Source organism: Paragemmobacter ruber (assembly GCF_009908315.1).
Classification (GTDB): Bacteria; Pseudomonadota; Alphaproteobacteria; order Rhodobacterales; family Rhodobacteraceae; genus Paragemmobacter; species Paragemmobacter ruber.
In genome coordinates, this window is the sequence record NZ_JAAATW010000001.1 from 472,645 (window position 1) to 495,536 (window position 22,892).

The 22,892-nt window shown below is 65.7% G+C and carries 21 protein-coding genes; 7 read left to right on the forward strand and 14 right to left on the reverse strand.

Annotated features, from left to right (window positions below; all coding sequences use genetic code 11):
- Nucleotides 1-2: 2 nt before the first annotated feature.
- The 3 genes from phaR to phaC all read right to left on the reverse strand — a co-directional run bounded on the left by phaR (nt 3) and on the right by phaC (nt 3,111).
- On the reverse strand, nt 3-566 hold the full coding sequence (phaR, locus tag GU920_RS02335) for a polyhydroxyalkanoate synthesis repressor PhaR (RefSeq protein WP_161765365.1): 564 nt from the start codon (nt 564-566) through the stop codon (nt 3-5).
- 150 nt (nt 567-716) lie between these two features.
- Nucleotides 717-1,169, reverse strand: a complete 453-nt coding sequence (locus GU920_RS02340) for a Phasin (RefSeq protein ID WP_161765366.1) — start codon at nt 1,167-1,169, stop codon at nt 717-719.
- A gap of 145 nt (nt 1,170-1,314) precedes the next feature.
- Nucleotides 1,315-3,111 (reverse strand): class I poly(R)-hydroxyalkanoic acid synthase, encoded by a 1,797-nt coding sequence (gene phaC / locus GU920_RS02345; protein ID WP_161765367.1) that lies wholly within the window; start codon nt 3,109-3,111, stop codon nt 1,315-1,317.
- A gap of 106 nt (nt 3,112-3,217) precedes the next feature.
- Here phaC and phaZ point away from each other — a divergent pair, with 106 nt between their 5' ends.
- A complete protein-coding gene (gene phaZ, locus GU920_RS02350) occupies nt 3,218-4,495 on the forward strand; it encodes a polyhydroxyalkanoate depolymerase (protein ID WP_161765368.1) in 1,278 nt (425 codons plus the stop codon).
- Here the strand turns inward: phaZ and GU920_RS02355 are convergent.
- The 3 genes from GU920_RS02355 to GU920_RS02365 are packed head-to-tail and all read right to left on the reverse strand — an operon-like array spanning nt 4,473 to nt 6,942.
- Nucleotides 4,473-5,216: an alpha/beta fold hydrolase gene (locus tag GU920_RS02355; protein WP_161765369.1), complete on the reverse strand. Its 744-nt coding sequence runs from the start codon at nt 5,214-5,216 to the stop codon at nt 4,473-4,475. The genes phaZ and GU920_RS02355 overlap by 23 nt on opposite strands.
- Nucleotides 5,213-6,193, reverse strand: a complete 981-nt coding sequence (locus GU920_RS02360; protein WP_161765370.1) for an alpha/beta hydrolase — start codon at nt 6,191-6,193, stop codon at nt 5,213-5,215. The genes GU920_RS02355 and GU920_RS02360 overlap by 4 nt, the downstream gene beginning before the upstream one ends.
- Nucleotides 6,193-6,942: an alpha/beta fold hydrolase gene (locus GU920_RS02365; RefSeq protein WP_161765371.1), complete on the reverse strand. Its 750-nt coding sequence runs from the start codon at nt 6,940-6,942 to the stop codon at nt 6,193-6,195. The genes GU920_RS02360 and GU920_RS02365 overlap by 1 nt, the downstream gene beginning before the upstream one ends.
- 197 nt (nt 6,943-7,139) lie before the next feature.
- On the opposite strand from GU920_RS02365, the gene thrS reads away from it, so the two are divergent.
- Both thrS and GU920_RS02375 read left to right on the forward strand, forming a co-directional pair.
- Entirely contained in the window at nt 7,140-9,086 is a 1,947-nt protein-coding gene (gene thrS, locus GU920_RS02370) for a threonine--tRNA ligase (RefSeq protein ID WP_161765372.1), read from the forward strand.
- Between the two features lie 292 nt (nt 9,087-9,378).
- Complete coding sequence (locus tag GU920_RS02375) at nt 9,379-9,585, forward strand: cold-shock protein (protein ID WP_161765373.1); 207 nt, start codon at nt 9,379-9,381, stop codon at nt 9,583-9,585.
- A 74-nt stretch (nt 9,586-9,659) separates the two neighbouring features.
- Here the strand turns inward: GU920_RS02375 and GU920_RS02380 are convergent, their stop codons facing one another.
- Nucleotides 9,660-9,983 carry an arsenate reductase family protein gene (locus tag GU920_RS02380; RefSeq protein WP_161765374.1) on the reverse strand — a complete coding sequence of 108 codons (324 nt, stop codon included), beginning with the start codon at nt 9,981-9,983 and terminating at the stop codon, nt 9,660-9,662.
- An 88-nt stretch (nt 9,984-10,071) separates the two neighbouring features.
- Complete coding sequence (locus tag GU920_RS02385) at nt 10,072-10,467, reverse strand: DUF2177 family protein (protein ID WP_161765375.1); 396 nt, start codon at nt 10,465-10,467, stop codon at nt 10,072-10,074.
- A 473-nt stretch (nt 10,468-10,940) separates the two neighbouring features.
- Between GU920_RS02385 and nrdR the strand changes: the two genes are divergently transcribed.
- Both nrdR and ribD read left to right on the forward strand, forming a co-directional pair.
- Nucleotides 10,941-11,408, forward strand: coding sequence for a transcriptional regulator NrdR (gene nrdR / locus GU920_RS02390; RefSeq protein WP_161765376.1), 468 nt, complete (start codon nt 10,941-10,943; stop codon nt 11,406-11,408).
- Between the two features lie 10 nt (nt 11,409-11,418).
- Nucleotides 11,419-12,507, forward strand: coding sequence for a bifunctional diaminohydroxyphosphoribosylaminopyrimidine deaminase/5-amino-6-(5-phosphoribosylamino)uracil reductase RibD (gene ribD, locus GU920_RS02395; RefSeq protein ID WP_328799223.1), 1,089 nt, complete (start codon nt 11,419-11,421; stop codon nt 12,505-12,507).
- A 134-nt stretch (nt 12,508-12,641) separates the two neighbouring features.
- Here the strand turns inward: ribD and GU920_RS02400 are convergent, their stop codons facing one another.
- Nucleotides 12,642-13,070: a VOC family protein gene (locus GU920_RS02400; protein ID WP_161765378.1), complete on the reverse strand. Its 429-nt coding sequence runs from the start codon at nt 13,068-13,070 to the stop codon at nt 12,642-12,644.
- 98 nt (nt 13,071-13,168) lie between these two features.
- On the opposite strand from GU920_RS02400, the gene GU920_RS02405 reads away from it, so the two are divergent.
- Together GU920_RS02405 and GU920_RS02410 are read left to right on the forward strand one after the other, a co-directional pair.
- Entirely contained in the window at nt 13,169-13,948 is a 780-nt protein-coding gene (locus tag GU920_RS02405; RefSeq protein ID WP_161765379.1) for a thymidylate synthase, read from the forward strand.
- Entirely contained in the window at nt 13,945-14,418 is a 474-nt protein-coding gene (locus GU920_RS02410) for a dihydrofolate reductase (RefSeq protein WP_161765380.1), read from the forward strand. Before GU920_RS02405 ends, GU920_RS02410 begins: the two co-directional genes overlap by 4 nt.
- Before the next feature lie 305 nt (nt 14,419-14,723).
- On the opposite strand, the gene rpoD is transcribed toward GU920_RS02410, so the two are convergent.
- From rpoD to GU920_RS02435, 5 genes are all read right to left on the reverse strand, one after another.
- Entirely contained in the window at nt 14,724-16,721 is a 1,998-nt protein-coding gene (rpoD, locus tag GU920_RS02415) for an RNA polymerase sigma factor RpoD (RefSeq protein WP_161765381.1), read from the reverse strand.
- A 123-nt stretch (nt 16,722-16,844) separates the two neighbouring features.
- On the reverse strand, nt 16,845-18,845 hold the full coding sequence (gene dnaG / locus GU920_RS02420; RefSeq protein ID WP_161765382.1) for a DNA primase: 2,001 nt from the start codon (nt 18,843-18,845) through the stop codon (nt 16,845-16,847).
- A gap of 239 nt (nt 18,846-19,084) precedes the next feature.
- Nucleotides 19,085-19,636 (reverse strand): sarcosine oxidase subunit gamma, encoded by a 552-nt coding sequence (locus tag GU920_RS02425; RefSeq protein ID WP_328799224.1) that lies wholly within the window; start codon nt 19,634-19,636, stop codon nt 19,085-19,087.
- Nucleotides 19,629-22,544: a sarcosine oxidase subunit alpha family protein gene (locus tag GU920_RS02430; RefSeq protein ID WP_161765384.1), complete on the reverse strand. Its 2,916-nt coding sequence runs from the start codon at nt 22,542-22,544 to the stop codon at nt 19,629-19,631. The genes GU920_RS02425 and GU920_RS02430 overlap by 8 nt, the downstream gene beginning before the upstream one ends.
- Complete coding sequence (locus GU920_RS02435; protein ID WP_161765385.1) at nt 22,541-22,813, reverse strand: sarcosine oxidase subunit delta; 273 nt, start codon at nt 22,811-22,813, stop codon at nt 22,541-22,543. Before GU920_RS02435 ends, GU920_RS02430 begins: the two co-directional genes overlap by 4 nt.
- Between the last annotated feature and the right edge of the window lie 79 nt (nt 22,814-22,892).

A 22,892-nucleotide genomic window follows, 5' to 3' on the forward strand; every position in this document is an offset into this window, starting at 1 on the left:
TGTCAGAGGCGCGACAGCTTCTTCTGAAGCTCGGCCAGTTGCGACTTGATCTGGGCGAGTTCATCGTCCTTTGAGGCGGATTGGCCGTCGGCGCTGTCCTTTCCGGGGCCGGAGGCGCCCCAGCCGGGGATGCCGCCCATGAAGGCCTGAAGGAAGGCTTCCTGCTGCTTGCGCATCGCCTCGAACCCCGGCATCGCGGCCATGGGATTGGGGATGGCGGAGAGGTTTTCCAGCATCTTGGATTGCCCGTCGCGCAGCATCTCGAACGAGGCGGCGAGGAACTGCGGCACGACGGATTGCATCTCGGTCGTGTAGGAGCGGACCAGATCCGTCAGCACGTTAATGGGAAGGACATTCTCGCCCTTGGATTCGTGTTCGGCCACAATCTGCAAGAGATATTGGCGGGTCAGGTCGTCGCCAGATTTCAGATCGACGATCTGCACCTCGCGCCCGGCACGGATGAAGCCTGCGATGTCTTCCAGCGTGACGTAATCCGACGTCTCGGTGTTATAGAGTCGGCGGCTCGCGTAGCGCTTGATCAAGAGCGGCTTGTCACTGTCGGCCATGGGCCCCCTCCCCTTGCGTTTGCAGCCGCAGTGGCCGCAGTGCAGAGAAGCTTAGGCCATGAATTTTCAAAAAGAAAGGGCGGGCACAGGGCCCGCCCGATGGCGCCGATCCGACAGGGAGGAGGTAGAACGGCGCGCGAACCTTGCGGATTACTTCGCAGCCGCAGCAGCGGCCTTTTTCGCGGCCGTGGTCACCTCGGTGGTGGCCTTCTTGACGGCTGCGGTCGCGTCTTCCGAGAAGTCCTTGCCAGCGGCCAGCATCAGTTCGACCGTTTCCATCTGGACCTTCTTCGCCACTTCAGCAAAGGCGGCCATGTTCTCAGCGGCCATTTCGGCATAGGCCGAGGCGAAATCCGTCACGGATTTGGTGTATTCGGTCGGCTCGGTCTTGGCCTTGGACACATCGCCCAGCTTGGCGAGGGTGTCTTTGGTCCATTTTGCGGTGATCTCGGTCGATTTCTCAGCGGCTTCCAGAGCCACTTTCGACAGCTTTTCCGTCATCGCGGCCTGGGTCTTGAAGGCGTTCTGCATGGCCGACGAGTCGACGGGGAAAGAAGCCATCATGTCCTGCATGACTTTGGTGAAATCGGGGGTCTTGGTCATTTCCATCGCTCCTAGCGCTCCGGGCCGAAACCCGCTTTCGTGATGCAGCAGATATACATGCTGCAGCGCAGCATTTCAAGTATTTTTCTGCGGTGCAGCATGACGCGTGGGCAAGTTTTGGCGCAACCGGGAATTGCGCCGCAGATCAAGCGCTTGGCGTGGACAGCACGTAGGTGCCGGGGGCTGGGGCAAGGATTTCCGCGCCCGAATCGCCCGGAACCCGCGCCTTGATCTTCTTGCCGGATCGCTGCGCCAGCCAGTCTGCCCAGACCGGCCACCAGCTGCCCTTGGTGAAGCTGGCCCCGGCTTTCCAGTCTTCGGGCGCGCCTGCAAGGGGCGCGTCGCTGGTGTAGTGGCCGTACTTGTCCTTGGAGGGCGGGTTGATGATCCCCGCGATATGGCCGCTTTCGGCGAGGATGAAGGTCTTGTCCTTTGACCCCATCTGCTTCACCCCGTTAAAGCTGCCGCGCCAGTGGGCGATGTGGTCGGTCTCGCAGGCGACGGCGCAGAGCGGCACCTTGACATCCGACAGGTGGACCGGGCGGCCAAAGACGGGAAAGCCCGTGGTGGCGAAGCGGTCGCTCTGGCACAGGCCGCGCAGATATTCGACGGCCATCTTGGCGGGCAGGTTGGTGCCATCGCCATTCCAGTAGAGCAGATCAAAGGCGGGCGGCGCCTCGCCCATCATGTAGCTTTTGATGGCGGGCTGATAGATCAGGTCGTTCGATCGCAGGAAGCTGAAGGTGCGCGACATGAAAAAGCGCGACAGGATCCCGTCCTGCCCCGACTGCCGTTCGATCCCGTCGACGAAGTCGTCGTTGAGAAAGACCCCCACCTCGCCGGGGTCGGAAAAATCGGTGAGCGTGGTGAAAAGCGTGGCGGATTTTACGGATGCGTCGCCCGCCTTTTGCAGATGCGCCACAGAGAGCGACAGGGTGGTGCCGCCGATGCAGTAGCCCACGCAATTGACCTGCGCCTCGCCGGTGATGCGGCGCGTCTCGGCCATCGCGCGGAGGTATCCGTCGCGGATATAGTCATCCAGCCCCACGTCGCGATAGGTGGCATCGGGGTTGACCCAGGACACGACAAAGACGGTAAAGCCCTGATCCACCATCCATTTTATCAGGCTGTTGGCGGGTTTCAGATCGAGGATGTAGAACTTGTTGATCCAGGGCGGAAAGAACAGCAGCGGCGTCTGATAAACCTTGGCCGTGCTGGGCGTGTATTGGATCAGTTCGAACATGCGGTTGCGGTAGACCACCGCGCCGGGCGTGGTGGCGAGGTTCTGGCCCACCTGAAACGCCTCTTTGTCGGCCAGTGTCACCACCAGATCGCCGGAATTCGCCTCGATGTCGTGGACGAGGTTTTCAAGCCCCTTCACAAGGCTTTCGCCATCGGTTTCCACCGCCTTTTCCAGCGCATCGGGGTTCGTGCCGAGGAAATTGGTGGGCGAGAACATATCGACGATCTGGCGGGTGAAATATTCCACCCTGCGCCGGTCGGCGGGGTCGAGACTGTCCATGTCGCCCACCGCTTCGGTGATGGCGGCGGCGTTCATCAGGTATTGCTGTTTGAGGTAGTTGAAGAAGGGGTGGGTCTGCCACAGCGGATTGGCGAAGCGGCGGTCGGCGGGGGTGGGGTCTGGCGGGGCCTTCAATTCGCCCTTGGCCAGCACCTGCTGCGCCTCGACGTAATGCTTGAGGCTTTTGCCCCAGTAGTTGATCTGGTGTTCGAGGATCTTGGCCGGGTTCTGCATCATCTCGGCCAGATAGGCGGCGGCGGCTTTGACATAGACCTCTGACGAGGGGCCGTGCAGCGCGTTGTCCACCTGCCTGCGCTTGGCCATGGCGGCGACGAGACGCTGGGAAAGCGCTTCGACCTTGGCGAGGTTCTCGTTCAGCCTAACGAGACGTTCGCCCGTGCCGTTGTCTTCCGTTGTCATACGCCTAATTCCCCCCTATCCTCGCCGCTGTGCAGCATAGCCTTGCCGACCCGAGGGGGAAAGCTGCGAAATCGGGAGCAGGCCCCTTCCGGGCAAGGAGACGCACGTGCGGTACATGTTCACCTACGATATGATGGAAACGGCGCGCAACACCAACGAGTGGTTGGGCGCGACCGCACGGGCGATGGCCTCCTATCCCGCCTTCGCCCTGTCGATGAACCCGGTGCTGCCCCTTATGGCCGCCTGGGGCGAGGTGACGGAGCGGTCCTTCGGGCGGATGGTGGCCAAGCCCGACTGGGGCATCCGGTCGATCGTCGGGCCGGATGGGACGGATCATCTGGTCGATGTGAAGACGGTGGTCGAAAAGCCCTTCGGCAATCTGGTGCAGTTCTTCGTGCGCCGCCGGGCGCCGATGGCGCGCAAGATCATGCTGGTGGCGCCCATGTCGGGCCATTATGCCACGCTGCTGCGGTCCACGGTGGCATCGCTGCTTCCGGATGCGGATGTCTATGTCACCGACTGGCACAATGCGCGCGACATCCCCGTGTCGGCGGGCAAGTTCGATATCGAGGATTATACCCTTTACCTTGTGGATTTCATGCGGGCGCTGGGGCCCGAGGTGAACGTGATCGCCATCTGCCAACCCGCGCCGCTAACGCTGGCGGCGACGGCCTATCTGGCGGCCGAGGAACCGGCGGCGCAGCCGCGCAGCCTGACGCTGATCGGCGGGCCGATTGACCCGGATGCCGCCGCGACCGAGGTGACGGATTTCGGGCGCCGCGTGACCATGGGGCAGTTGGAGCAGACGGTGATCCAGCGCGTGGGGTTCAAGTACAAGGGTGCGGGGCGGCTGGTCTATCCCGGGCTGATGCAGCTGCAAAGCTTCATGTCGATGAACGCCGAGCGCCATTCCAAGGCCTTTGCCGAACAGATCATGCGCGTAGCGCGGGGCGAGGCATCGGATCACGATGCGCATAACCGCTTCTATGACGAATACCTCGCCGTGATGGACATGACGGCAGAGTTCTACCTGTCCACCGTCGAGCGCATCTTCAAGAACCGCGAGATCGCGAAGAACGAATTCACCGTTGCGGGCAAGGCTGTGGATATCGGGGCGATCACGCAGGTGGCGGTGATGACGGTGGAAGGCGCGAATGACGATATCAGCGCGCCGGGGCAATGCGTGGCGGCGTTGTCGCTGCTGACCGGGCTGCCCGATGCCAAGAAGGGCCAGCATCTGGAGCCGGGCGCGGGCCATTACGGGATCTTCGCGGGCAAGAGCTGGCGGTTGAACATCCGCCCCCTGGTGCTGAGCTTCATCGACGCCAACGCGGATGGCGCCAAGGCGCGCAAGCCCAAGGTCAGCTTGGCTTCTTCGCAGTAACGCGCAGCATCATCGGGCCGGCAAGGAACGTCTCGATCGCGGCGGTCACGGCTTCGGGCTGTTCCAGCGTGGGCAGGTGGCCTGCCCCTTGGATCACCGAAAGCTTGGCGAAGGGGGCCATCTGGGCGGCGAAATCCTGCCGCCGCGGGGGGACGAGGCGATCTTCGGCCCCGGCGATGACGAGGATGGGCAGATTGGCGCGGCGGAGCGTCTTTTGCTGATCGGGGCGGCGCTGCAGGGCGCGGGACTGGCGCAGGAAGACCCCTTCGCCCAAGGTCAGCGCCATGTCGCGCAGCAGCGCCATGATGTCGTCCCGCCATTCGCTGGGGGCGAGCGTGTCTTCGGGATATTCCTGCGCGACGACGGCCTTCAGGCGGCCTGCCTTGGCGGCCACGATGCGCGCCTCACGCGCGGCGGCGGTGGCCGGGGGTTCGGCGAGGGGGTCGGTGCTGATCAGCACGGCGCGGCTGGCGCGGCCCCGGTCCTGCCCAAGATCGCGGCGCAGGATATCCAGCGCCACATCGCCGCCAAGGCCATGCCCGATCAGGATGAACTTGGGCGGCGCGGCGGCGAGGATCGCATCGGACATCTGTTCCACCGTCTCGCCCTGCGTGGGCAGAGCGATGTGCAGGGGGTGGCGCGCGCCCAGATGCACGATCTGCGGCAGGAACATGCGCGCATCGCACAGAAGGCCCGGCAGGAAGAGGATGGGTTCGGTCACAGGCCGCGCGCCCAATCGGTGATAAGTGCGATGACCGGCTCTGTCTGGCCGGGGCTGAGGATGTCGCCTGCGATGACATGGGCGAAGGGATCGTCATCGCCCTGCATCGCGCGCGTCTCGGCGCGGGCGGGGCCGCCCCATGCGGCGATGACGGGCGGGATGCGGGCGGGGTCGATTACCCGATCCTCAGGGGCGTAGAGGAACAGCGCGGGCGTCTTGGCCTGCGACCAGTCGGTCGCGCGTGCGGCGCGGACGAGGCGAGCCATGGGGTAAAGCGCGGCGGTGGGATATTCGGTCGTCCAGTGCCGGGCCTGTTCGGCGTTGATCGGGGTGAAGGCGCGGCTCTCGCCCACCACGGCGGTGGCCCAGTGTTCGACGAAGGGCGCATCCAGCACCCATTGCGCCGGGGCGTGGATGCCGAAATTGGGCGAGATCAGCACCGTCCCGGCGAGCCCCCCGTTCAATTGCGGATCGGTCGCGGCGAGGGCCGCCAGCGTGGCGCCGGTGGAGGTACCGATCACGATCACCCGGTCGCCCAGACGGCGGCCGATGGCCATCGCCTCGGCCATGTCGAACAGCCAATCTTCGGCGCTGGCCATCCCCATGGCCGCGCCATCGCGCCCATGCCCGGCAAGGCGGGTGAAGAAGAGATTGGCCCCGAGGGCGCGCGCAACTTCCTCGGGCACAGGGCGGATTTCGGCGGGGCTGGCGGAAAAGCCGTGGACGTAGACGATGGCGAGGGGCGTCTTTTCCCCGGCCGCGCCCGCCCAGAGGATGCGTTTGCCATTACCGGGGCGGATGTCGGAAAACTGTTGTTCCCGGGTGGTGATCCAGCCTTCGACATCGGCGGGTATGTCGGCTTCGGAAAAGGCGATCGTGCGATCGACGCCCGTGCGCGGCGCAAGGGCCCACATTAGGCCGAGCCCGAGCAGAAGTGCCAGCAATCCCCGCCCGAGCCACTTTCCGAAGGACCGCATCACGCCGCACCGCTGACCTGTTCCACCGCCGCCGCGATCATGGCAAGGCATTGGGGCGTTGAAAAGCGGTGATCGGCCCCCTTGACCAGCGTGAGATGCAGGTCCGGGCTATCGGCGTGATCCATCAGGCGCAGGGCGACGGCGGGCGGCACGTCGGTATCGGCCGTGCCTTGCAGGATGCGCAGCGGAAACGGCAGCAAGAGCGGCGCGCGCAGGACAAGGTGGCGGCGGCCATCCTCGATCAGGCGGCGTGTGATCGGATAGCCCTGCGGGGAATAGTCGGACGGGATGGTGATCTGCCCGTCGCGCAGCAACGCGGCGCGCTGATCCGCAGTGAAGCCTTGCCACATGCTGTCTTCGGCAAAATCCGGGGCAGGGGCGATACCCACCATGCCGCGCACCCGTTCAGGCATCGCCCGCGCCACCAGAAGCGCGATCCAGCCCCCCATGGAGGAGCCGACCAGAACCTGCGGCCCGGTCGTCAGGTGGGTGATCGCGGCCATCGCATCTTCGGCCCAGTCGCCGATGCACCCCTCTTCGAACCGGCCGGAGGATTGTCCGTGGCCGGAATAGTCGAACCGCAGGAAGGGGCGATCCATGCGTTCGGCCCAGTCTTGCAGGTATTGCGCCTTGGTTCCGGTCATGTCGGACATGAAGCCGCCCAGAAACACCACGCCCGGCCCTGCCGCCCCCGCCCGGCGGTGATGGGCGATGCGGCGGCCCTGCGGGGTGGTCAAGAATTCGGTCATCGAGATCCTCCTGCGTCGGCCCCTTTCTTATCAGCGACAGGTCCGTGCCAGAAGCCCGCCCCCTGCCCGGCCCGCGCAACAGCGCGTGAGGCCAACCCTGTGCCATGGTTGACAAAGCCGCCCGCCCCGCGCAGGAAGGCGCGACATAACCCGCAACCGGGCGTTCCGTGGGCGCCAAACCGACGAGGGAGCCGCATATGGCCCAGATTTCCCTGACATTCCCCGATGGCAATATCCGCCAGTTCGACGCCGGCGTGACGCCCGCGCAGGTGGCCGCATCCATCGCGCCATCGCTGGCAAAGGCCGCGATTTCCGCGCAGGTCGATGGCCAGCATTGGGATCTGCAATGGCCGATCCATCAGGATGCCCGCCTGTCGATCAACACGATGAAGGATGACGGGCCGGCGCTGGAACTGATCCGGCATGATCTGGCCCATATCATGGCCCGCGCGGTGCAGGAGATCTGGCCCGATGTGAAGGTCACCATCGGCCCGGTCCGCGATCATGGCTGGTTCTATGACTTTGACCGGGCAGAGCCCTTCACGCCCGATGACCTTGGCCAGATCGAGGCCAAGATGAAACAGATCATCAACGCCCGCGATCCCGTGCGCACCGAAATCTGGAGCCGCGCCGATGCGCTGGCCTATTACGAGGAACGGGGCGAGCCCTATAAGGTGGAACTGGTCCACAAGATCCCCGAGGATCAGGACCTGCGGATGTACTGGCATGGCGATTGGCAGGACCTCTGCCGTGGCCCGCATTTCCAGCATACCGGGCAGGTTCCGGCAGATGCGTTCAAGCTGACGCATGTGGCGGGGGCCTATTGGCTGGGCGATGCCAGCCGCCCGATGCTGCAGCGCATCTATGGCGTGGCCTTCAAGAACCGCGACGATCTGAAGGCCCATATGACCATGCTGGAAGAGGCCGCCAAGCGCGACCACCGCAAGCTGGGCCGCGAGATGAACCTTTTCCACATGCAGGAAGAGGCTCCGGGCCAGATCTTCTGGCACCCCAATGGCTGGACCATCTACACCACGCTGCAGGATTACATGCGCCGCCAGCAGCGGCGGGATGGCTATGTCGAGGTGAACACGCCGCAGGTGGTGAACCGCAAGCTGTGGGAAGCCTCGGGTCATTGGGAGAACTACCGCGAGAACATGTTCATCGTGGAGGTGGACGAGGATGGCGCGCGGGAGAAGGTCGTCAACGCGCTGAAACCCATGAACTGCCCCTGCCATGTGCAGATCTTCAACGTGGGCCTGAAATCCTATCGCGATCTGCCGATCCGCATGGCGGAATTCGGATCCTGCGCGCGCTATGAACCGTCGGGCGCGCTACACGGGATCATGCGGGTGCGCGGCTTCACGCAGGATGACGCGCATATCTTCTGCCGTCTGGATCAGGTGGAGGCGGAGTCGAAGAAATTCATCGACTTCCTTGCCCGGGTCTATGCCGATCTGGGCTTTGACAAGTGGCGGATCAAGCTGTCCACGCGGCCGGAAAAGCGGGTGGGATCGGATGAGATCTGGGACAAGATGGAAGCCGCGCTGGCCAATGCGGTGACGGCGGCGGGCTATTCCTATGAACTGTTCCCGGGCGAAGGCGCGTTCTATGCGCCGAAGCTGGAGTTTGTGCTGACCGATGCCATCGGGCGGGATTGGCAGTGCGGGACGCTGCAGCTTGACCCCAACCTGCCCGAGCGTCTGGATGCCAGCTACATCGGCGAGGATGGCGCGAAGCACCGCCCCTTCATGCTGCACCGCGCCTGCCTTGGATCGTTCGAGCGGTTCATCGGCATCCTGATCGAGAACCATGCCGGGAAACTGCCCTTCTGGCTGGCGCCGCGGCAGGTGGTGGTGGCCTCCATCGTGTCGGATGCAGATCCTTTCGTGGAGGAAGTGGTGACGGCGCTGACCCTTGCCGGGGTGCGGGCCGAGGCGGACATGCGCAACGAGAAGATCAACTACAAGGTGCGCGAACATTCCGTGGGCAAGGTGCCCGTCATCCTTGCCATCGGGATGAAGGAGGTGGAGGAGCGCACGGTTTCCGTCCGCCGTCTGGGCGAGACACGGACCGAGACGATGCCGCTGGAGGCCATCGTGGCGGAACTGGCGGCCGACGCCCTGCCGCCCGATCTGCGCTGAACGGCGCGCGGCCCGCGCTGCAAGGGGGAAGATTTCCCCTTGCAGCGGTGATTCGCCCTGCGGCCACCCCCGGGCGTGAGAGGCAATTTCGCCCTTGTTTCATTGACTTGCCGCCCGAGTCGCGCGCCGGGATTCGGGCTTGATTTTAAATTGGGGTTTGGCATCATTTTCCGCAGTGACGACAGACTTTCGACCGCCTCCTGCGCAGAACAGGCAGCCGGACCTAGGAAGACCTGGCTGCACGGCCTGACGGCAATGACGCCGCGGGGAGGTAGTGAAAGGAGAATGCGGAATGCCGACAGGCACCGTGAAGTGGTTCAACACGACGAAGGGCTATGGGTTCATTGCGCCGGATGACGGTGGCAAGGATGTGTTCGTGCATATCTCGGCGGTCGAGCGGGCGGGGTTGAAGGGTCTGAACGACAACCAGAAGATCGGCTATGAACTGCAATCGGGCCGCGACGGGCGCGCCTCTGCCAGCGACCTGCGGCTGCTGTAACCCGATCAAGCCCCTGATATCGCAAGCGTTTCACAAGGCCCGCCAAGCGCGGGCCTTGTGCATGGACACGTGCATTACAGCAGTTTGGCCTGCACCGTTTCATCCCAGCCGAGATGCCAGTCGGCCCCGTTGCGGATCACCGGGCGCTTCATCACGGTGGGCTGGGCGGCGATCTGGGCCTCGGGGTCGGAGGCCTTGAGGAAATCGGTGAAGGAGCGGTAGGTGGTGGAGGATCTGTTGATCACCCGATCCCCGAATTCGGTAACGATTTCATCTATTTCCTGCGCAGTCAGGGGCGTGGCCCGGATGTCGCGGAAAGTCACGTCATGGCCTGCTGCCTGCAGCGCCTTGAGCGCCTTCTTGCAGGTGTCGCAGGTGGGAATACCGTAAAGGATCATGTTTTCGCCTGTTCCGTGAAGGTTGCAGCCGCGGGTGCAGCCGCGCAGTGCAGCAAAGTGTGCAGACGCACGGCCTGTTCGCCAAGTGTTAACCTGCGGTGGCGCGCGTGATGGCGACACCGGCCCAAGCCGACAGCGCCGTGAGAGCCGTGCCCCAGAGCGTATCGGTCAGCACCATCTGCCAGTGCCAGTCGCGCATGATGGCGTAGGAGGTGAATTCATAGGTGCCATAGGCCATGGCCCCGATGATCGCCGCGGGGATCAACACCGGCGCCCCCGTCTTCAGCGCGGGGAGCGAGACGAGGTAGACCAGCCCCGCCACATAGGCGAGGTAGAACAGCGCGGCCGGGACGATGCGGATGTTTTCCAGCATCAGGGGGCCGATGTGGCGGCTGAAGAGCGGCTTCATCACGAGGGTCAGCATGATCGCGTCGAGGATCAGGAAAACGGCGGCGGTGGAGAGATAGAGGGTAGCGATCTGCATGTCTGGGCGCTCCTGTTCGGACCACAGGTAGTGCGGGCGGGGGTGGGGGAAAGGGAAGATTAAGGTCAAGACCCAAGCATCCCGGGCGCGGGGTGTGCGCCGCCCCACCCGACAGGATGAAGGCGCGCAGGTCCCCCTCGGCCATCGCCTTGGCAGCAACCGCAACGGTCTGGCCATGCGGCGAGAACGGCCGATGCCAGCGGAAGGATGAATTTCCGCGACAGCCCGTGCGGCGGAGATTGGCGCCACGTTTGGCAGACCATCTTGGCGCGCGGCACCGTGGGGGGCGCCCCGGCGGGCTGAGACCATCCGCCACCCCTGAGTCCCGCCCGCCACACATCGCGCCCCCTGCATATGGGGCCGCAAAATCCCCCCTAGCCGAAACCTCGCCCCCGCCCCTATAGTTTGGGCCGAACCGGGGGAAACACCCCGGCATGAGGCAGGCGTAACCAACAACAAGCAAGGAGGGGGCCATGCGCTGCCCATTCTGCGGCAATATCGACACCCAGGTGAAGGACAGCCGTCCCGCCGAAGATCATGTCTCCATCCGCCGCCGGCGTTTCTGCCCGGCCTGCGGGGGGCGCTTCACCACCTATGAACGCGTGCAGCTGCGCGACCTTGTGGTGATCAAATCGAGCGGCAAGCGCGAGGATTTCGACCGCTCGAAACTCGAACGCTCCATCCGCATCGCGATGCAGAAGCGCCCCATCGACCCCGAGCGCATCGACCAGATGATTTCCGGCATCGTCCGCAGGCTGGAATCCCTCGGCGAGACCGACATCTCGTCCAAGGTGATCGGCGAGATCGTGATGGAAAGCCTCGCCCGGATCGACACCGTGGCCTATGTGCGCTTCGCCAGCGTTTACAAGAACTTCCAGGCGGCAGACGATTTCGACAAGTTCGTGAGCGAACTGCGCCCCGGCAGCGGGCCGGAAGAGTGACAGGCCGCATGTGACCGAGGATGAGGTCCATATGTCCCACGCCCTCGCGCTGGCGGGGCGGGGGCTGGGCCGCACATGGCCGAACCCGGCCGTGGGCTGCGTGATCGTGGCCGGGGGCCGTGTGGTCGGCCGTGGCTGGACCCAGCCGGGCGGCCGCCCCCATGCCGAACGCATGGCGCTGGCACAGGCGGGCGCGGCTGCCCGGGGCGCCACGGCCTATGTGTCGCTGGAACCCTGCGCCCATCATGGCCGCACCACACCCTGCGCCGAAGCGCTGATCACGGCGGGCGTGGCGCGGGTGGTGACCGCACAGACCGACCCGGATCCCCGCGTCTCGGGCCGTGGTCATGCCCTTTTGCGCGCGGCGGGCATTCCCGTCACCGAAGGCGTGCTGGAAACCCGGGCGCGGCAGCTTCAGGCGGGGTTCCTCAAGCGCATCACGCAAGGCCTGCCCTTCGTGACGCTGAAACTCGCCGCGACGCTGGATGGCCGCATCGCCACCGCCACGGGCGAAAGCCGCTGGATCACCGGGCCAGAGGCCCGCCGACGGGTGCATTTGATGCGGATGACGCATGACGCGGTGCTGACGTCTTCTGCCACCGCGCTGGCCGATGACCCGGAACTGACGGCGCGCGACATCGGCGCCACGCATCAGCCGCTGCGCCTGCTGGCCGACAGCGGCCTGAAAACCCCGGCCCACAGCCGCCTCGGCCGCAGCGCGCGCGATTGGCCCGTCTGGGTCATCCACGGCCCTGCGGCCCCGCACCCCGCCCGCACTGGCTGGGCCGCCACCGGCGCGCGGCTGATCGAAGCGCCCGCTGATGGCCGCCACCTGAACCTGACAGAGACCTTCCGCCTCCTCGCCGCAGAAGGGCTGACCCGCATCCTGATCGAAGCGGGCGGCCAATTCGCCGCCGCCCTGATCCGCGCGCGGCTGGTGGATGAGCTTGCCCTGTTTCAGGCGGGCTGCCTGATGGGGGGCGACGGGACCCCCGTTCTCGGTCCGCTCGGCCTTGAGGCCCTTGCCGATGCCCCGCGGCCCAGACGGATCGAATCCGCGACCCTCGGCCCCGATACCTTCACGCGCTGGTCCTTCTGACCTGCCGTTTCACCTTGGCCCAAATACCCATGCCCGGATTCCCATCCCCGGCCACAGGCCGCAAGACCGGGCGCGGAGGGGGGTGCGGGGGGACGGCTGTCCCCCCGCCCCGCGTCAGCCGCCAGCGCTCGGCGTCACCAATGGCCGGTGCTGGCCATGCTCTTCCACGGCTCCACCGGTTCCAGCGCGCCGCCCTTCTGGAGCAGTTCGATCGAGATGTTGTCGGGGCTGCGCACAAAGGCCATCCGCCCGTCCCGCGGCGGGCGGTTGATCACCACGCCATTGGCCTGCAGATGGGCGCAGGTGGCATGGATGTCGTCCACCTCATAGGCGAGATGCCCGAAATGGCGGCTGTCGGAGGGCAGACCGTCATCGCCATCCCAGTTATAGGTCAGTTCCACGGGACATTCGGGCTGGCGCGGAGGCGCCATGAAGACCAGCGTGAAGCGGCCCCCTTCATTGTCATAGCGCCGCGTCTCTTCCAGACCCAGAAGCCTGTAGAAGGCGATCGATTTTTCCAGATCCAGAACCCTGACCATCGTATGCAGATACCTGATGCCCATCGCATCCTCCTTTTCTTTCTGCCACAGTACACAGCCCGTCGCCCCGGGCGCCACCGCAAGATATAGTGCTGTGCGACTCATGAACCACGATCAGGCCCATGCAGCAATATCACGACGCGCTTCGCACCGTCCTTGCCCACGGCATCCCCTCCTCGGACCGGACGGGAACCGGCACGATCAGCCATTTCGGGCTGCAATCGCGCTACAGCCTTGCGGACGGCTTCCCCCTTGTGACCACCAAGAAGCTGCACATCAAGTCGATCATCCATGAACTGCTGTGGTTCCTGAAGGGTGACACCAATATCCGTTACCTCAACGACAACGGGGTGACGATCTGGGATGAATGGGCGGATGAGAGCGGCGATCTCGGCCCGGTCTATGGCCGGCAATGGCGCGATTTCGGGGGGGTGGACCAGATCGAGACGCTGATCGACATGATCCGCCGCAGCCCGGATTCGCGCCGTCTGATCGTCTCGGCCTGGAACCCGCCCGACGTGCCGCAAATGGCGCTGCCACCCTGCCATACGATGTGGCAGGTGCGTATCCTGGGCGGCAAGCTGCATCTGCAGCTTTACCAGCGCAGCGCGGACATGTTCCTCGGCGTGCCGTTCAACATCGCCTCCTATGCGCTGCTCCTTGTGATGCTGGCCCATGTCACGGGGTATGAGCCGGGGGATTTCGTCCATTCCATCGGCGATGCGCATATCTATTCCAACCATATGGAACAGGTGCAAACGCAGCTTTCCCGCGATCTCCGCCCCCTGCCCCGCCTGCGGATCACGCGGAAGGTGACCTCGCTTTTCGATTTCCGGTACGAGGATTTCGAGGTCACGGGTTATGACCCGCATCCCGCCATTAAGGCGCCGGTGGCAGTATGATCACCCTGATCGTCGCCCGCGCCCGCAACGGGGCCATCGGCCGGGGCAACACCATCCCGTGGCACGCGCCCGAAGACCTGGCCGCGTTTCAGCGCGAAACGACGGGGGGCGCGCTGATCATGGGGCGGCGGACGTGGGAAAGCCTGCCGTTACGCCCGCTCAAGAACCGGCTCAACATCGTGGTGACGTCCGACCCCGATCTGTGGGAAACCACCGCCCCCAGCCCGGAGGCCGCCATCGCCATGGCGCAGGCGGCGGGGCATACCCGGCTTTACGGCATCGGGGGCAGTGCGATCTATGCCGCGCTGCTGCCGCTGGCCCATCGTCTTTTGGTGACAGAGGTGGCGCTGGACATCCCGGATGCGGATGCCTTTTTCCCGGCCTTCGACGAAGGCGAATGGCGGGTCATTTTCGAGCGGCGGTTGCGGGACGACGGGCCTGCCTGCGTGCTGCGGGAATGGATGAGGTGACGCCCGGGGTCCGTTTGTCATGCGGGGCGAGACGCTGGAAATAGTCCTGCGGCGCAAGTGTTTGCAGGCGGTGCATGTAGCCCGTCATGTGCGGCAGCACATCAGCTTGGACCGGTTCCCGGAGCGGGCCGGAAGCCGGTTTCGTGACGCGCCGCCGGGTTGAGGTGGCGGTCGCCTTGTCCAGAGTGACGCGGGCGGCATCGCGTTCGGCCTTGATCTCTTCGAGCGGTCTTGACCGCTTCGGGGCAGCAGGACGCGGGGTCCCGCTGCCAATGAGGCGCGTCCACCTAGACGTGGATCAAGCCTTACTGATCGAGGAAGCTGCGCAGTTTGCGGCTTCTGCTTGGATGCTTAAGCTTGCGCAGCGCCTTTGCCTCGATCTGCCGGATCCGTTCCCGCGTCACGCTGAACTGCTGGCCCACCTCTTCCAGCGTGTGGTCGGTGTTCATCCCGATGCCGAAGCGCATCCGCAGGACGCGTTCCTCGCGCGGGGTGAGGGAGGCGAGGACGCGCGTCGTGGTTTCCTTCAGGTTTTCCTGAATGGCGCTGTCCAAAGGCAGGATGGCGTTCTTGTCTTCGATGAAATCGCCAAGCTGGCTGTCTTCCTCGTCCCCGATGGGGGTCTCGAGCGAGATGGGTTCCTTGGCGATCTTCATCACCTTGCGGACCTTCTCGAGCGGCATCTGCAGCTTTTCGGCCAGTTCCTCGGGCGTGGGTTCGCGGCCGATCTCGTGCAGCATCTGGCGGCCCGTCCGCACCAGCTTGTTGATCGTCTCGATCATGTGGACGGGGATGCGGATCGTGCGGGCCTGGTCGGCGATGGAGCGGGTGATGGCCTGGCGGATCCACCAGGTGGCGTAGGTCGAGAACTTGTAGCCGCGGCGGTATTCGAACTTGTCGACGGCCTTCATCAGGCCGATGTTGCCTTCCTGGATCAGGTCGAGGAATTGCAGGCCGCGGTTGGTGTACTTCTTGGCGATGGAGATGACGAGGCGGAGGTTCGCCTCGACCATTTCCTTCTTGGCCTGACGGGCCTCTTTCTCGCCCTTCTGGACCTGGTTCACGATGCGGCGGAATTCGGAGATGTCCACGCCGATATACTGGCCGACCTGCGCCATCTCGGCGCGCAGTTCTTCGACCTTGTCGCGCGATTTCTCCATCAGGGCCTGCCAGCCGCGGCCCGCCTTGGCGGCCATGCGGTCAAGCCAGGTGGGATCAAGCTCGTAGCCCTGATATTCGTCGATGAATTCGCGGCGGTTGATGCGGGCGGCATCGGCCAGCTTCACCATGCTGGAATTGATCGCCATGATCTTGCGGTTGATGCCGTAGAGCTGGTCGATCAGCGCCTCGATCCGGTTGTTGTGCAGATGCAGCGCGTTCACCAGCGTGACGATTTCGGACCGAAGCTTCTGATAGGCGGCCTCGTCGGCGGCGGAATAGCTGGTCTTTTCCGACAGGGTGGCCGACATGCGTCGATCCTGCATTTCGGCCAGCTTGGCGTAATCGCGGGCGATGATTTCCAGCGTTTCCAGAACCTTGGGTTTCAGCGCGGCTTCCATCGCGGCCAGCGACATGGCGCTGGCTTCGTCATCGTCATCCTCTTCCTCGGCGCGCAGGATGGGGTTGCCGTCGGCATCCAGTTCCGGCTCGGCGCTGCCGCCGCCGCTGCTGCGGCGCGGGGCGGCGGCGGCCATGTCCACCTCATCAAGCGCGGGGCCGTCCATTTCGTCATCGCCATCGAGCGAGCGGCCGAAAGTGGCCTCAAGGTCGATCACGTCGCGCAGAAGGATGTCTTCGTTCAGAAGTTCGTCACGCCAGATGGTGATGGCCTGGAATGTCAGCGGGCTTTCGCAAAGCCCGGCGATCATGGTGTTGCGGCCGGCCTCGATCCGCTTGGCGATGGCGATCTCGCCCTCGCGCGACAGAAGTTCGACAGACCCCATCTCGCGCAGATACATGCGGACCGGATCATCGGTGCGGTCGAGCGTTTCGGTCGTGGCGCCAACCACCGCGACTTCGCGCGAGGTGGAGGTTTCGACCAATTCGCCCGCAACCTCGCCTTCCTCAGCCTCGTCATCCTCGATGACGTTGATCCCCATTTCCGACAGCATCGACATCACGTCTTCGATCTGTTCGGAGGAGACCTGTTCCGGCGGAAGCACGGTGTTGAGCTGTTCATAAGTGATGTAGCCACGCTCGCGCGCGTCGGCGATCATCTTCTTGACCGCGGCCTGGCTCATGTCGAGCGAGACATCGGCTTCCTGCTCTTCGGGCTTCGCGTCGTCAGTGTCTTTGAGTGCCATGGGTGCTCCTCGGGCGCGGGGCGGATGCGAATCGTTCCGGATGCTTCGAATCAATAACGCGAATCACGGTGGGTGAAAGGGTGCGAACGGTGATTCTTTCGCAATCCTTGGGGATAGTCCGGGTCAGTTGCGGCGCGAGGGGCGATCGAAGCGGATGCTGTCGAACACTTTTCGCGCCTCTTCCAGTTCCTCCTTGTCAAGCGCAACGCCGTTGGCCGAGATGACCGCCTCGCCCGTCTTGGCCTGCGGGCCGCGATGCGCCTCGGCCCGGGCCTCGTTGGCCTTGGCGATGCGCCATGTCAGGCCTTCATCGACGACGCCTTCGATATCTTGCGCGGCCTCCTCGATCTCGCGCCGCCGTCCGCGTTCGGCCTGCAGGATGAAGAAATCCTGCGCGAGGGCAAACTCGGCGCGTTCACGATCGGCGGGGTCCAAGAGGGCGGGCGCATTACGCACATGGGGATGGGCGAGCAGCGCGTCAAGCGGGGCGGGCGCGGCGGCGGCGATCCGGGCGCGGGGATCGGGGTCATCGACATGGGCCAGCAGCAGATCGCGGAGAAGGGCGTGGCCGTCGCCGGTGCAGTCCAGCGTTTCCAGCGCGGTCTCAAAGCGGTGGATCAGCGCGGGATGGGCGATCAGCGTGGCGAGGATGACCGCCTCGCGCAGCGCCTCTTCCACGGCGGTGGCGGTGGTGGCGGCGGTGGCCAGCAGCGACTGGCGCGTGCTTGGCAGGGGCGCCACGGGCTGGAAGGCCATGCTGCGACCCCCTGCCGGACCTGCGCCCGGCTGGCGGGGTGTGTAAGGACGGAAGGGCTGGGCGTTCTGGCCAAACAGGTCCAGCCGGAGGCGTTTGATATCCTCGCCATAATGGGCGCGGATGGAGGGATCGGTGATGCGGCCCAGCGCGGCGCGCAGGGTCTTGTCGAGCGCGGCCTTGCGTTCGGGGCTGTCGAAGACCTTTCCCTCGGTCTCGCGCCGCCAGAGCAGGTTGACCATGGGCTGGGCGGCGTCGATCACCTTTTGCATCGCGGGCGCGCCCTGGGCGCGGATCAGATCGTCGGGGTCAAGCCCCTGGGGCAGGATGGCGAAGCGCAGGCCCTTGCCCGCCTCCAGCAGCGGCAGGGCAAGGTCGATCACCCGCAGCGCCGCGCGGATGCCCGCGGCATCACCATCCAGCGCGATGATCGGCTCGTCATGGATGCGCCACAGCAGGCGGAGCTGATCCTCGGTCACGGCGGTGCCAAGGGGGGCCACGGTGGCGCGAAAGCCCGCCTCGGACAGGGCGATCACGTCCATGTAGCCCTCGGCCACGATCAGGGGCTGGCCCTTGCCGGCCGCCTCGCGCGCGGGACCCTGATTGTAGAGGTTGCGCCCCTTGTCGAAGAGGTCGGTTTCCGGACCGTTGAGGTATTTGGCCCGCGCATTGGGATCCATCGCCCGCCCGCCCAGGCTGATGGCGCGGCCGCGCGCATCGCGGATGGGAAAGATGATGCGATCGCGGAAGCGGTCATAGGGCGCCCCACCCCGGCGCCCCGTGCCATCGTCATCGGGGCGGGCGCAAAGGCCCGCATCGACGATCAGATCGGGGGCGATGCCCTTTTGCGTCAGCGCCTGGAACAGGCCCTGACGGGCGTCGGGGGCGAAGCCGATCTCCCAGCGGTCCTGCGCGGCGGGGGGCAGGCCGCGACGATCCAGATAGGCGCGGGCGGCGGCGGCGGCCGAGGTCTTCAGCTGCAGGCGGAACCATTTCACCGCCTCTTCCATCACCTGCGCCAGCTGGGTGCGGCGGTCGGCCTTCTCAGCCGCCTTCGGGTCGCGCGCGGGCATCTGCATCCCGGCCTCGCGGGCGAGGATTTCCACCGCCTCCATGAAGCCGACATTGTCGTTTTCCTTGATGAAGGTGACCGCGTCGCCCTTCGCATGGCAGCCGAAGCAGTAATAGAAGCCCTTCCTGTCATCGACATGGAAGCTGGCCGATTTTTCCTGATGGAAGGGGCAAGGGGCCCACCAGTCGCCCTTGGCCATGTTGGACTTGCGCATGTCCCACGTGACCTTGCGCCCCACGACCTGCGAGAGCGAGACACGGGTGCGGAGTTCGTCGAGGAATCCGGGCGGCAGGGACATGATCCCTATATCGGGCGCGGGGCGGCGGCTGTCCAGTGATCAAGCGGGCGGCGCATCGGCGCAGGGGCCTTTTCCCGCCCGCGCTGCGGGGCCGGTTCAGGGGTCATTCCGCGCGCGTGAGGCTGCCCCTCCGGGCACGGAGGGCACTCGTTCCCAAGATCAAGTAGCCGGTCTTCATCTTGGCCCAAATACCCTGGGGTCCGGGGTGAAACCCCGGGGGCTGGTCCGGGGCGCAGGTGTCAGGCGGTCTGCGCCCGGGCGGCCAGAACCTCCAGCGCTTCGGTCAGTTCACCCCACGCCGTGCGCGCCATGGAGCGGAAGACCATGATCTCGAACGCGTCGGGCGCGGTGCGGGTGAGGATCGCCTGCATGTGGTTGAGCGGTGCGCGCACGGTCCGCAGGGGCGGAAAGGCCCCCAGCCGCAGGTCGAGCGGCACAGGGCGCATCAGGGTCGCTTCCGCCACAGGTCCGGTCAGGGTGAGGATGGCCCAGCCATCCGTCTGATCGGTGAGCGCCGCGTGATCGGCCAGCCCGTCCGGCGCAGGGGCGCCGATCAGGAAGGCCTGATCGCGCCCGGTCCAGATCAGGCGGGCCGCGCCTTGCCGCGTCTGGCCGTTCGGGGCCGGGAAGGCCAGACCCAAGGGCGCAAGCGCCGCGTTGACCCGGTCCATCCGCCCCGGATAGGGCGCGACGGATGTGATCGGCGCGGCGCTGCCTTCGGCGAGTGTGGTCTGCAGCCGCGTCACGGGGGCGTGGCCCGCAAGGGCCGACTTGGCAATGAGTTCAGGCACGGAGCTTTGCCCCCTCTTTGTCGTGGAACACCGGATCGGTGATCTCGGCCAGCACGTCGATCTTGCGCAGGTGATCGACCACACGGATCCGCGTGCCATGCCGTGCGCGGCCATCCTTGACGAAGGCCAGCGCCAGATGGGCCGACAGTGTGGGCGACCAGCAGACCGAGGTGATGTAACCCTGATCGGTTTCGCGATGAACCTTGTCACCGGGCGTGAAGAGATGGGCGCCCGCCGTCATCGCGGAACTGGCGCGCAGGCCGACGAGTTGCTCCCTGTCCGGCCCGATCATGCCGGGGCGGGCGGCCGCGGCCTTGCCGATGCAGTCTTTCTTGGCGCTCACCATCTTTTCCATGCCGATGTCGAAGGCGGTGGTGCGCCCGTGAATTTCGGCATGGGTGATGAAGCCCTTCTCGATCCGCAGGACGTTGAGCGCCTCCATCCCGTAGGGGCCGCCCCCCATGGTTTCCGCCCGCGCCACCAGATCGCGGAACAGCGCCTCGCCATAGCGGGTGGGGACGGCCAGTTCATAGCCCTCTTCCCCGCTGAAGGAGATGCGGAACAGCCGCGCGGGCGTGGACCCGAGGCTGACATCGGTGACCCCCATGAAGGGCAGGTCCGGCGCGGCACCCAGGAGCGTGGCAAGAAGGTCGCGCGCGCGCGGCCCGGCGATGGCGAATTGCGCCCAGGCTTCGGTGACAGAGAGGAAGCGCACATCCCAATCGGCGCAGAAGGCCTGATGCACGAAGTCGAGATGCCGCATCACAAGGCCCGCCGCGGCGGTGGTCGTCGTCATCAGGTAGCGATGCTCAGCCAGCCGGGCGGTGGTGCCGTCATCCAGCACATGGCCATCTTCGCGCAGCATCAGGCCATAGCGCACCCGGCCCACGGGCAGGGTGGAGAAGGTGTTGGTATAGACCAGATCGAGGAAGCGGGCAGCGTCGCGGCCCTGAATGTCGATCTTGCCGAGGGTGGACACATCGCTGACGCCCACGCTTTCGCGCACCATGGTGACTTCGCGGTTGCAGGCCTCGAGCCAGGTCTTCTCGCCGGGTTTGGGGAAATAGCTTGGCCTGTACCACAGCCCCGCCTCGATCATCGGCGCGCCGCGGTCACGGCTGGCCTGATCGGAGGTGAGGAAACGCTGTGGCGCAAAGCCAGCCCCCCGCCCGCCTGCCCCCATCGCGGCGATGGAGGTGGGCACGAAGGGCGGGCGGAAGGTCGTGGTCCCGGTCTGCGGGATGCCCCGCCCGGTGGCATCGGCCAGCACGGCCAGCGCGGCCACGTTGGAATTCTTGCCCTGATCGGGGGCCATGCCTTGGGTCGTGTAGCGCTTCATGTGTTCGACCGAACGGAAGTTTTCCTGCGCGGAGAGCTTCACATCCTTGGTCGTGACGTCATTGGCGAAATCGAGCCATTGGCGCCCCTCAACCCCCGGCGTCTGCCAGAAGGGGGTGATCGTATAGGGGGCATCCTCCGCCATGGGGAGCGCCATGTCCGGCGCCGGTCTGCCCAGCGCGGCCAGCGCTGTATGGGCAGCGGCCAGCCCGTCGCGGAAGGCGCCTGCGGTGGAGAAGGTGCCGTTGCAGGCCCCGGCCGGGGTGAGGCGCGGCACCGCGCCCTCGGCCGGGATGAAGGCCGCGATATCCTCGCGCCAGAGGGGGCGGCCGTTCATGTGGCAGGTCAGGTGGACAGTGGGGTTCCAGCCGCCCGACATGGCAAGGCAGTCGGTCTCGAGCGTGGCCGTGCCGCCAGCATGTCGGAAGGTGATCGCGGTCAGGCCAAGGTGGCCTGCCGTCCCGGTGATCTGGGCGTTCAGATAGACCGGGCAATCTTCCAGAGCGGTGGCATCGGGCCGGGTGTCGAGGATCGCCACCACCTTGACGCCCGCCGCCATCAGATCGCGGGCGGTGGCGCGGGCGGCATCGTTGTTGGCGATCAGGGTGATGCGGTTACCCGGCACCACGCCGTAGCGGTGCAGGTAGCTGCGCAGGGCGGAGGCCAGCATGATGCCCGGGCGGTCATTGTCGGGGAAGGCGATGGGGCGTTCCAGCGCGCCTGCGGCAAGCACCGTCTGCCCGGCCACGATCCGCCAGAAACATTCGCGCGGCAGGTGCGGGGCGGGGGCGCGGTGCAGGCCCACGCGTTCGAGCGCGCCATAGGTGCCGTCGTCATAGGCGCCGGTCACGGTGGTGCGGGGCATCAGGCGGACGTTGGGCATGGCCTTGAGATCGTCGAGCAGGGCCTCCACCCAGTCCGCGCCGGGCTGACCATCGACGCGGAGGTTGTCCGACACCAGCCGCCCGCCCATGCGGGCGTCTTCCTCGGCAAGGATGACGTCGGCACCGGCCTGTGCCGCCGTCCAGGCCGCCATCAGGCCCGCCGGACCCGAGCCGATCACCAAGAGGTCGCAAAAGGCCCAGGCCTTTTCATACTGCGCCTCGTCATGCCGGCCCGACAGGCTGCCCAAGCCCGCCGCGCGGCGGATGAGCGGCTCGTAGAGCTTTTCCCAGAACGGGCGCGGCCACATGAAGGTCTTGTAATAGAACCCCGCCGACAGGAAGGGGGCGGCCAGATTGTTGATGCCCAGAAGATCGAACTTCAGCGACGGAAACCGGTTCTGGCTGCGCGCCTGCAGGCCGTCGAACACCTCTTGCACGGTGGCGCGGACATTGGGCGTCTGCTGGTTGCCCTCGAGGATTTCCACCATCGCGTTCGGTTCTTCGGATCCTGCGGTCAGGATGCCGCGCGGGCGGTGGTACTTGAAGCTGCGCCCGACAAGGCGGACGTCGTTGGCCAGCAGGGCCGAGGCGAGCGTGTCGCCGCGATAGCCCTGATAGCTGCGCCCGTCGAAGGTGAAGGTGACGGGCGTGCTGCGGTCGATCAGACCCTTTCCCGCGAGCCTCATGCCGCACCGCCTTTGCGGTCGGCCACCGCTTCGACGGCGAGAATATCATGCGTCACCGTGTTGCGGGTGACGACCAGCCAGCTTGAACATCCCATGTCGTGATACCACAGATCGCGCGTCACCCCGGCAGGGTTGTCGCGGTTGTGCAGATAGTCATCCCAGGCCTGCGGGGCGGCGTCCGGCGCGGGGCGGTTCAGGTAATCCTCCGACCCGTAGTAATAGAATTCGCGGCGGTCGCGTTCGCCACACAGCGGACAGGTCAGGCGCATGGGCAGGTCTTTCCTTGCAGGCGGTGGTCGCAGGCGTCGCGGGCGCAAAGGGGCGCTGCCCCTCGGCCTTCAGCCTCAC

Bases quoted from the DNA above. Each gene is read 5' to 3' on its own strand.
- GU920_RS02410 (WP_161765380.1), top strand. From the start codon at position 13,945: ATGATCACCCTGATCGTCGCCCGCGCCCGCAACGGGGCCATCGGCCGG.
- nrdR (WP_161765376.1), top strand. From the start codon at position 10,941: ATGCGCTGCCCATTCTGCGGCAATATCGACACCCAGGTGAAGGACAGC.
- GU920_RS02365 (WP_161765371.1), bottom strand. From the start codon at position 6,942: ATGACCGAATTCTTGACCACCCCGCAGGGCCGCCGCATCGCCCATCAC.
- GU920_RS02385 (WP_161765375.1), bottom strand. From the start codon at position 10,467: ATGCAGATCGCTACCCTCTATCTCTCCACCGCCGCCGTTTTCCTGATC.
- GU920_RS02430 (WP_161765384.1), bottom strand. From the start codon at position 22,544: ATGAGGCTCGCGGGAAAGGGTCTGATCGACCGCAGCACGCCCGTCACC.
- dnaG (WP_161765382.1), bottom strand. From the start codon at position 18,845: ATGTCCCTGCCGCCCGGATTCCTCGACGAACTCCGCACCCGTGTCTCG.
- rpoD (WP_161765381.1), bottom strand. From the start codon at position 16,721: ATGGCACTCAAAGACACTGACGACGCGAAGCCCGAAGAGCAGGAAGCC.
- GU920_RS02435 (WP_161765385.1), bottom strand. From the start codon at position 22,813: ATGCGCCTGACCTGTCCGCTGTGTGGCGAACGCGACCGCCGCGAATTC.
- phaC (WP_161765367.1), bottom strand. From the start codon at position 3,111: ATGACAACGGAAGACAACGGCACGGGCGAACGTCTCGTTAGGCTGAAC.
- GU920_RS02405 (WP_161765379.1), top strand. From the start codon at position 13,169: ATGCAGCAATATCACGACGCGCTTCGCACCGTCCTTGCCCACGGCATC.
- phaR (WP_161765365.1), bottom strand. From the start codon at position 566: ATGGCCGACAGTGACAAGCCGCTCTTGATCAAGCGCTACGCGAGCCGC.
- GU920_RS02380 (WP_161765374.1), bottom strand. From the start codon at position 9,983: ATGATCCTTTACGGTATTCCCACCTGCGACACCTGCAAGAAGGCGCTC.
- GU920_RS02400 (WP_161765378.1), bottom strand. From the start codon at position 13,070: ATGGGCATCAGGTATCTGCATACGATGGTCAGGGTTCTGGATCTGGAA.
- thrS (WP_161765372.1), top strand. From the start codon at position 7,140: ATGGCCCAGATTTCCCTGACATTCCCCGATGGCAATATCCGCCAGTTC.
- GU920_RS02360 (WP_161765370.1), bottom strand. From the start codon at position 6,193: ATGCGGTCCTTCGGAAAGTGGCTCGGGCGGGGATTGCTGGCACTTCTG.
- GU920_RS02340 (WP_161765366.1), bottom strand. From the start codon at position 1,169: ATGACCAAGACCCCCGATTTCACCAAAGTCATGCAGGACATGATGGCT.
- GU920_RS02375 (WP_161765373.1), top strand. From the start codon at position 9,379: ATGCCGACAGGCACCGTGAAGTGGTTCAACACGACGAAGGGCTATGGG.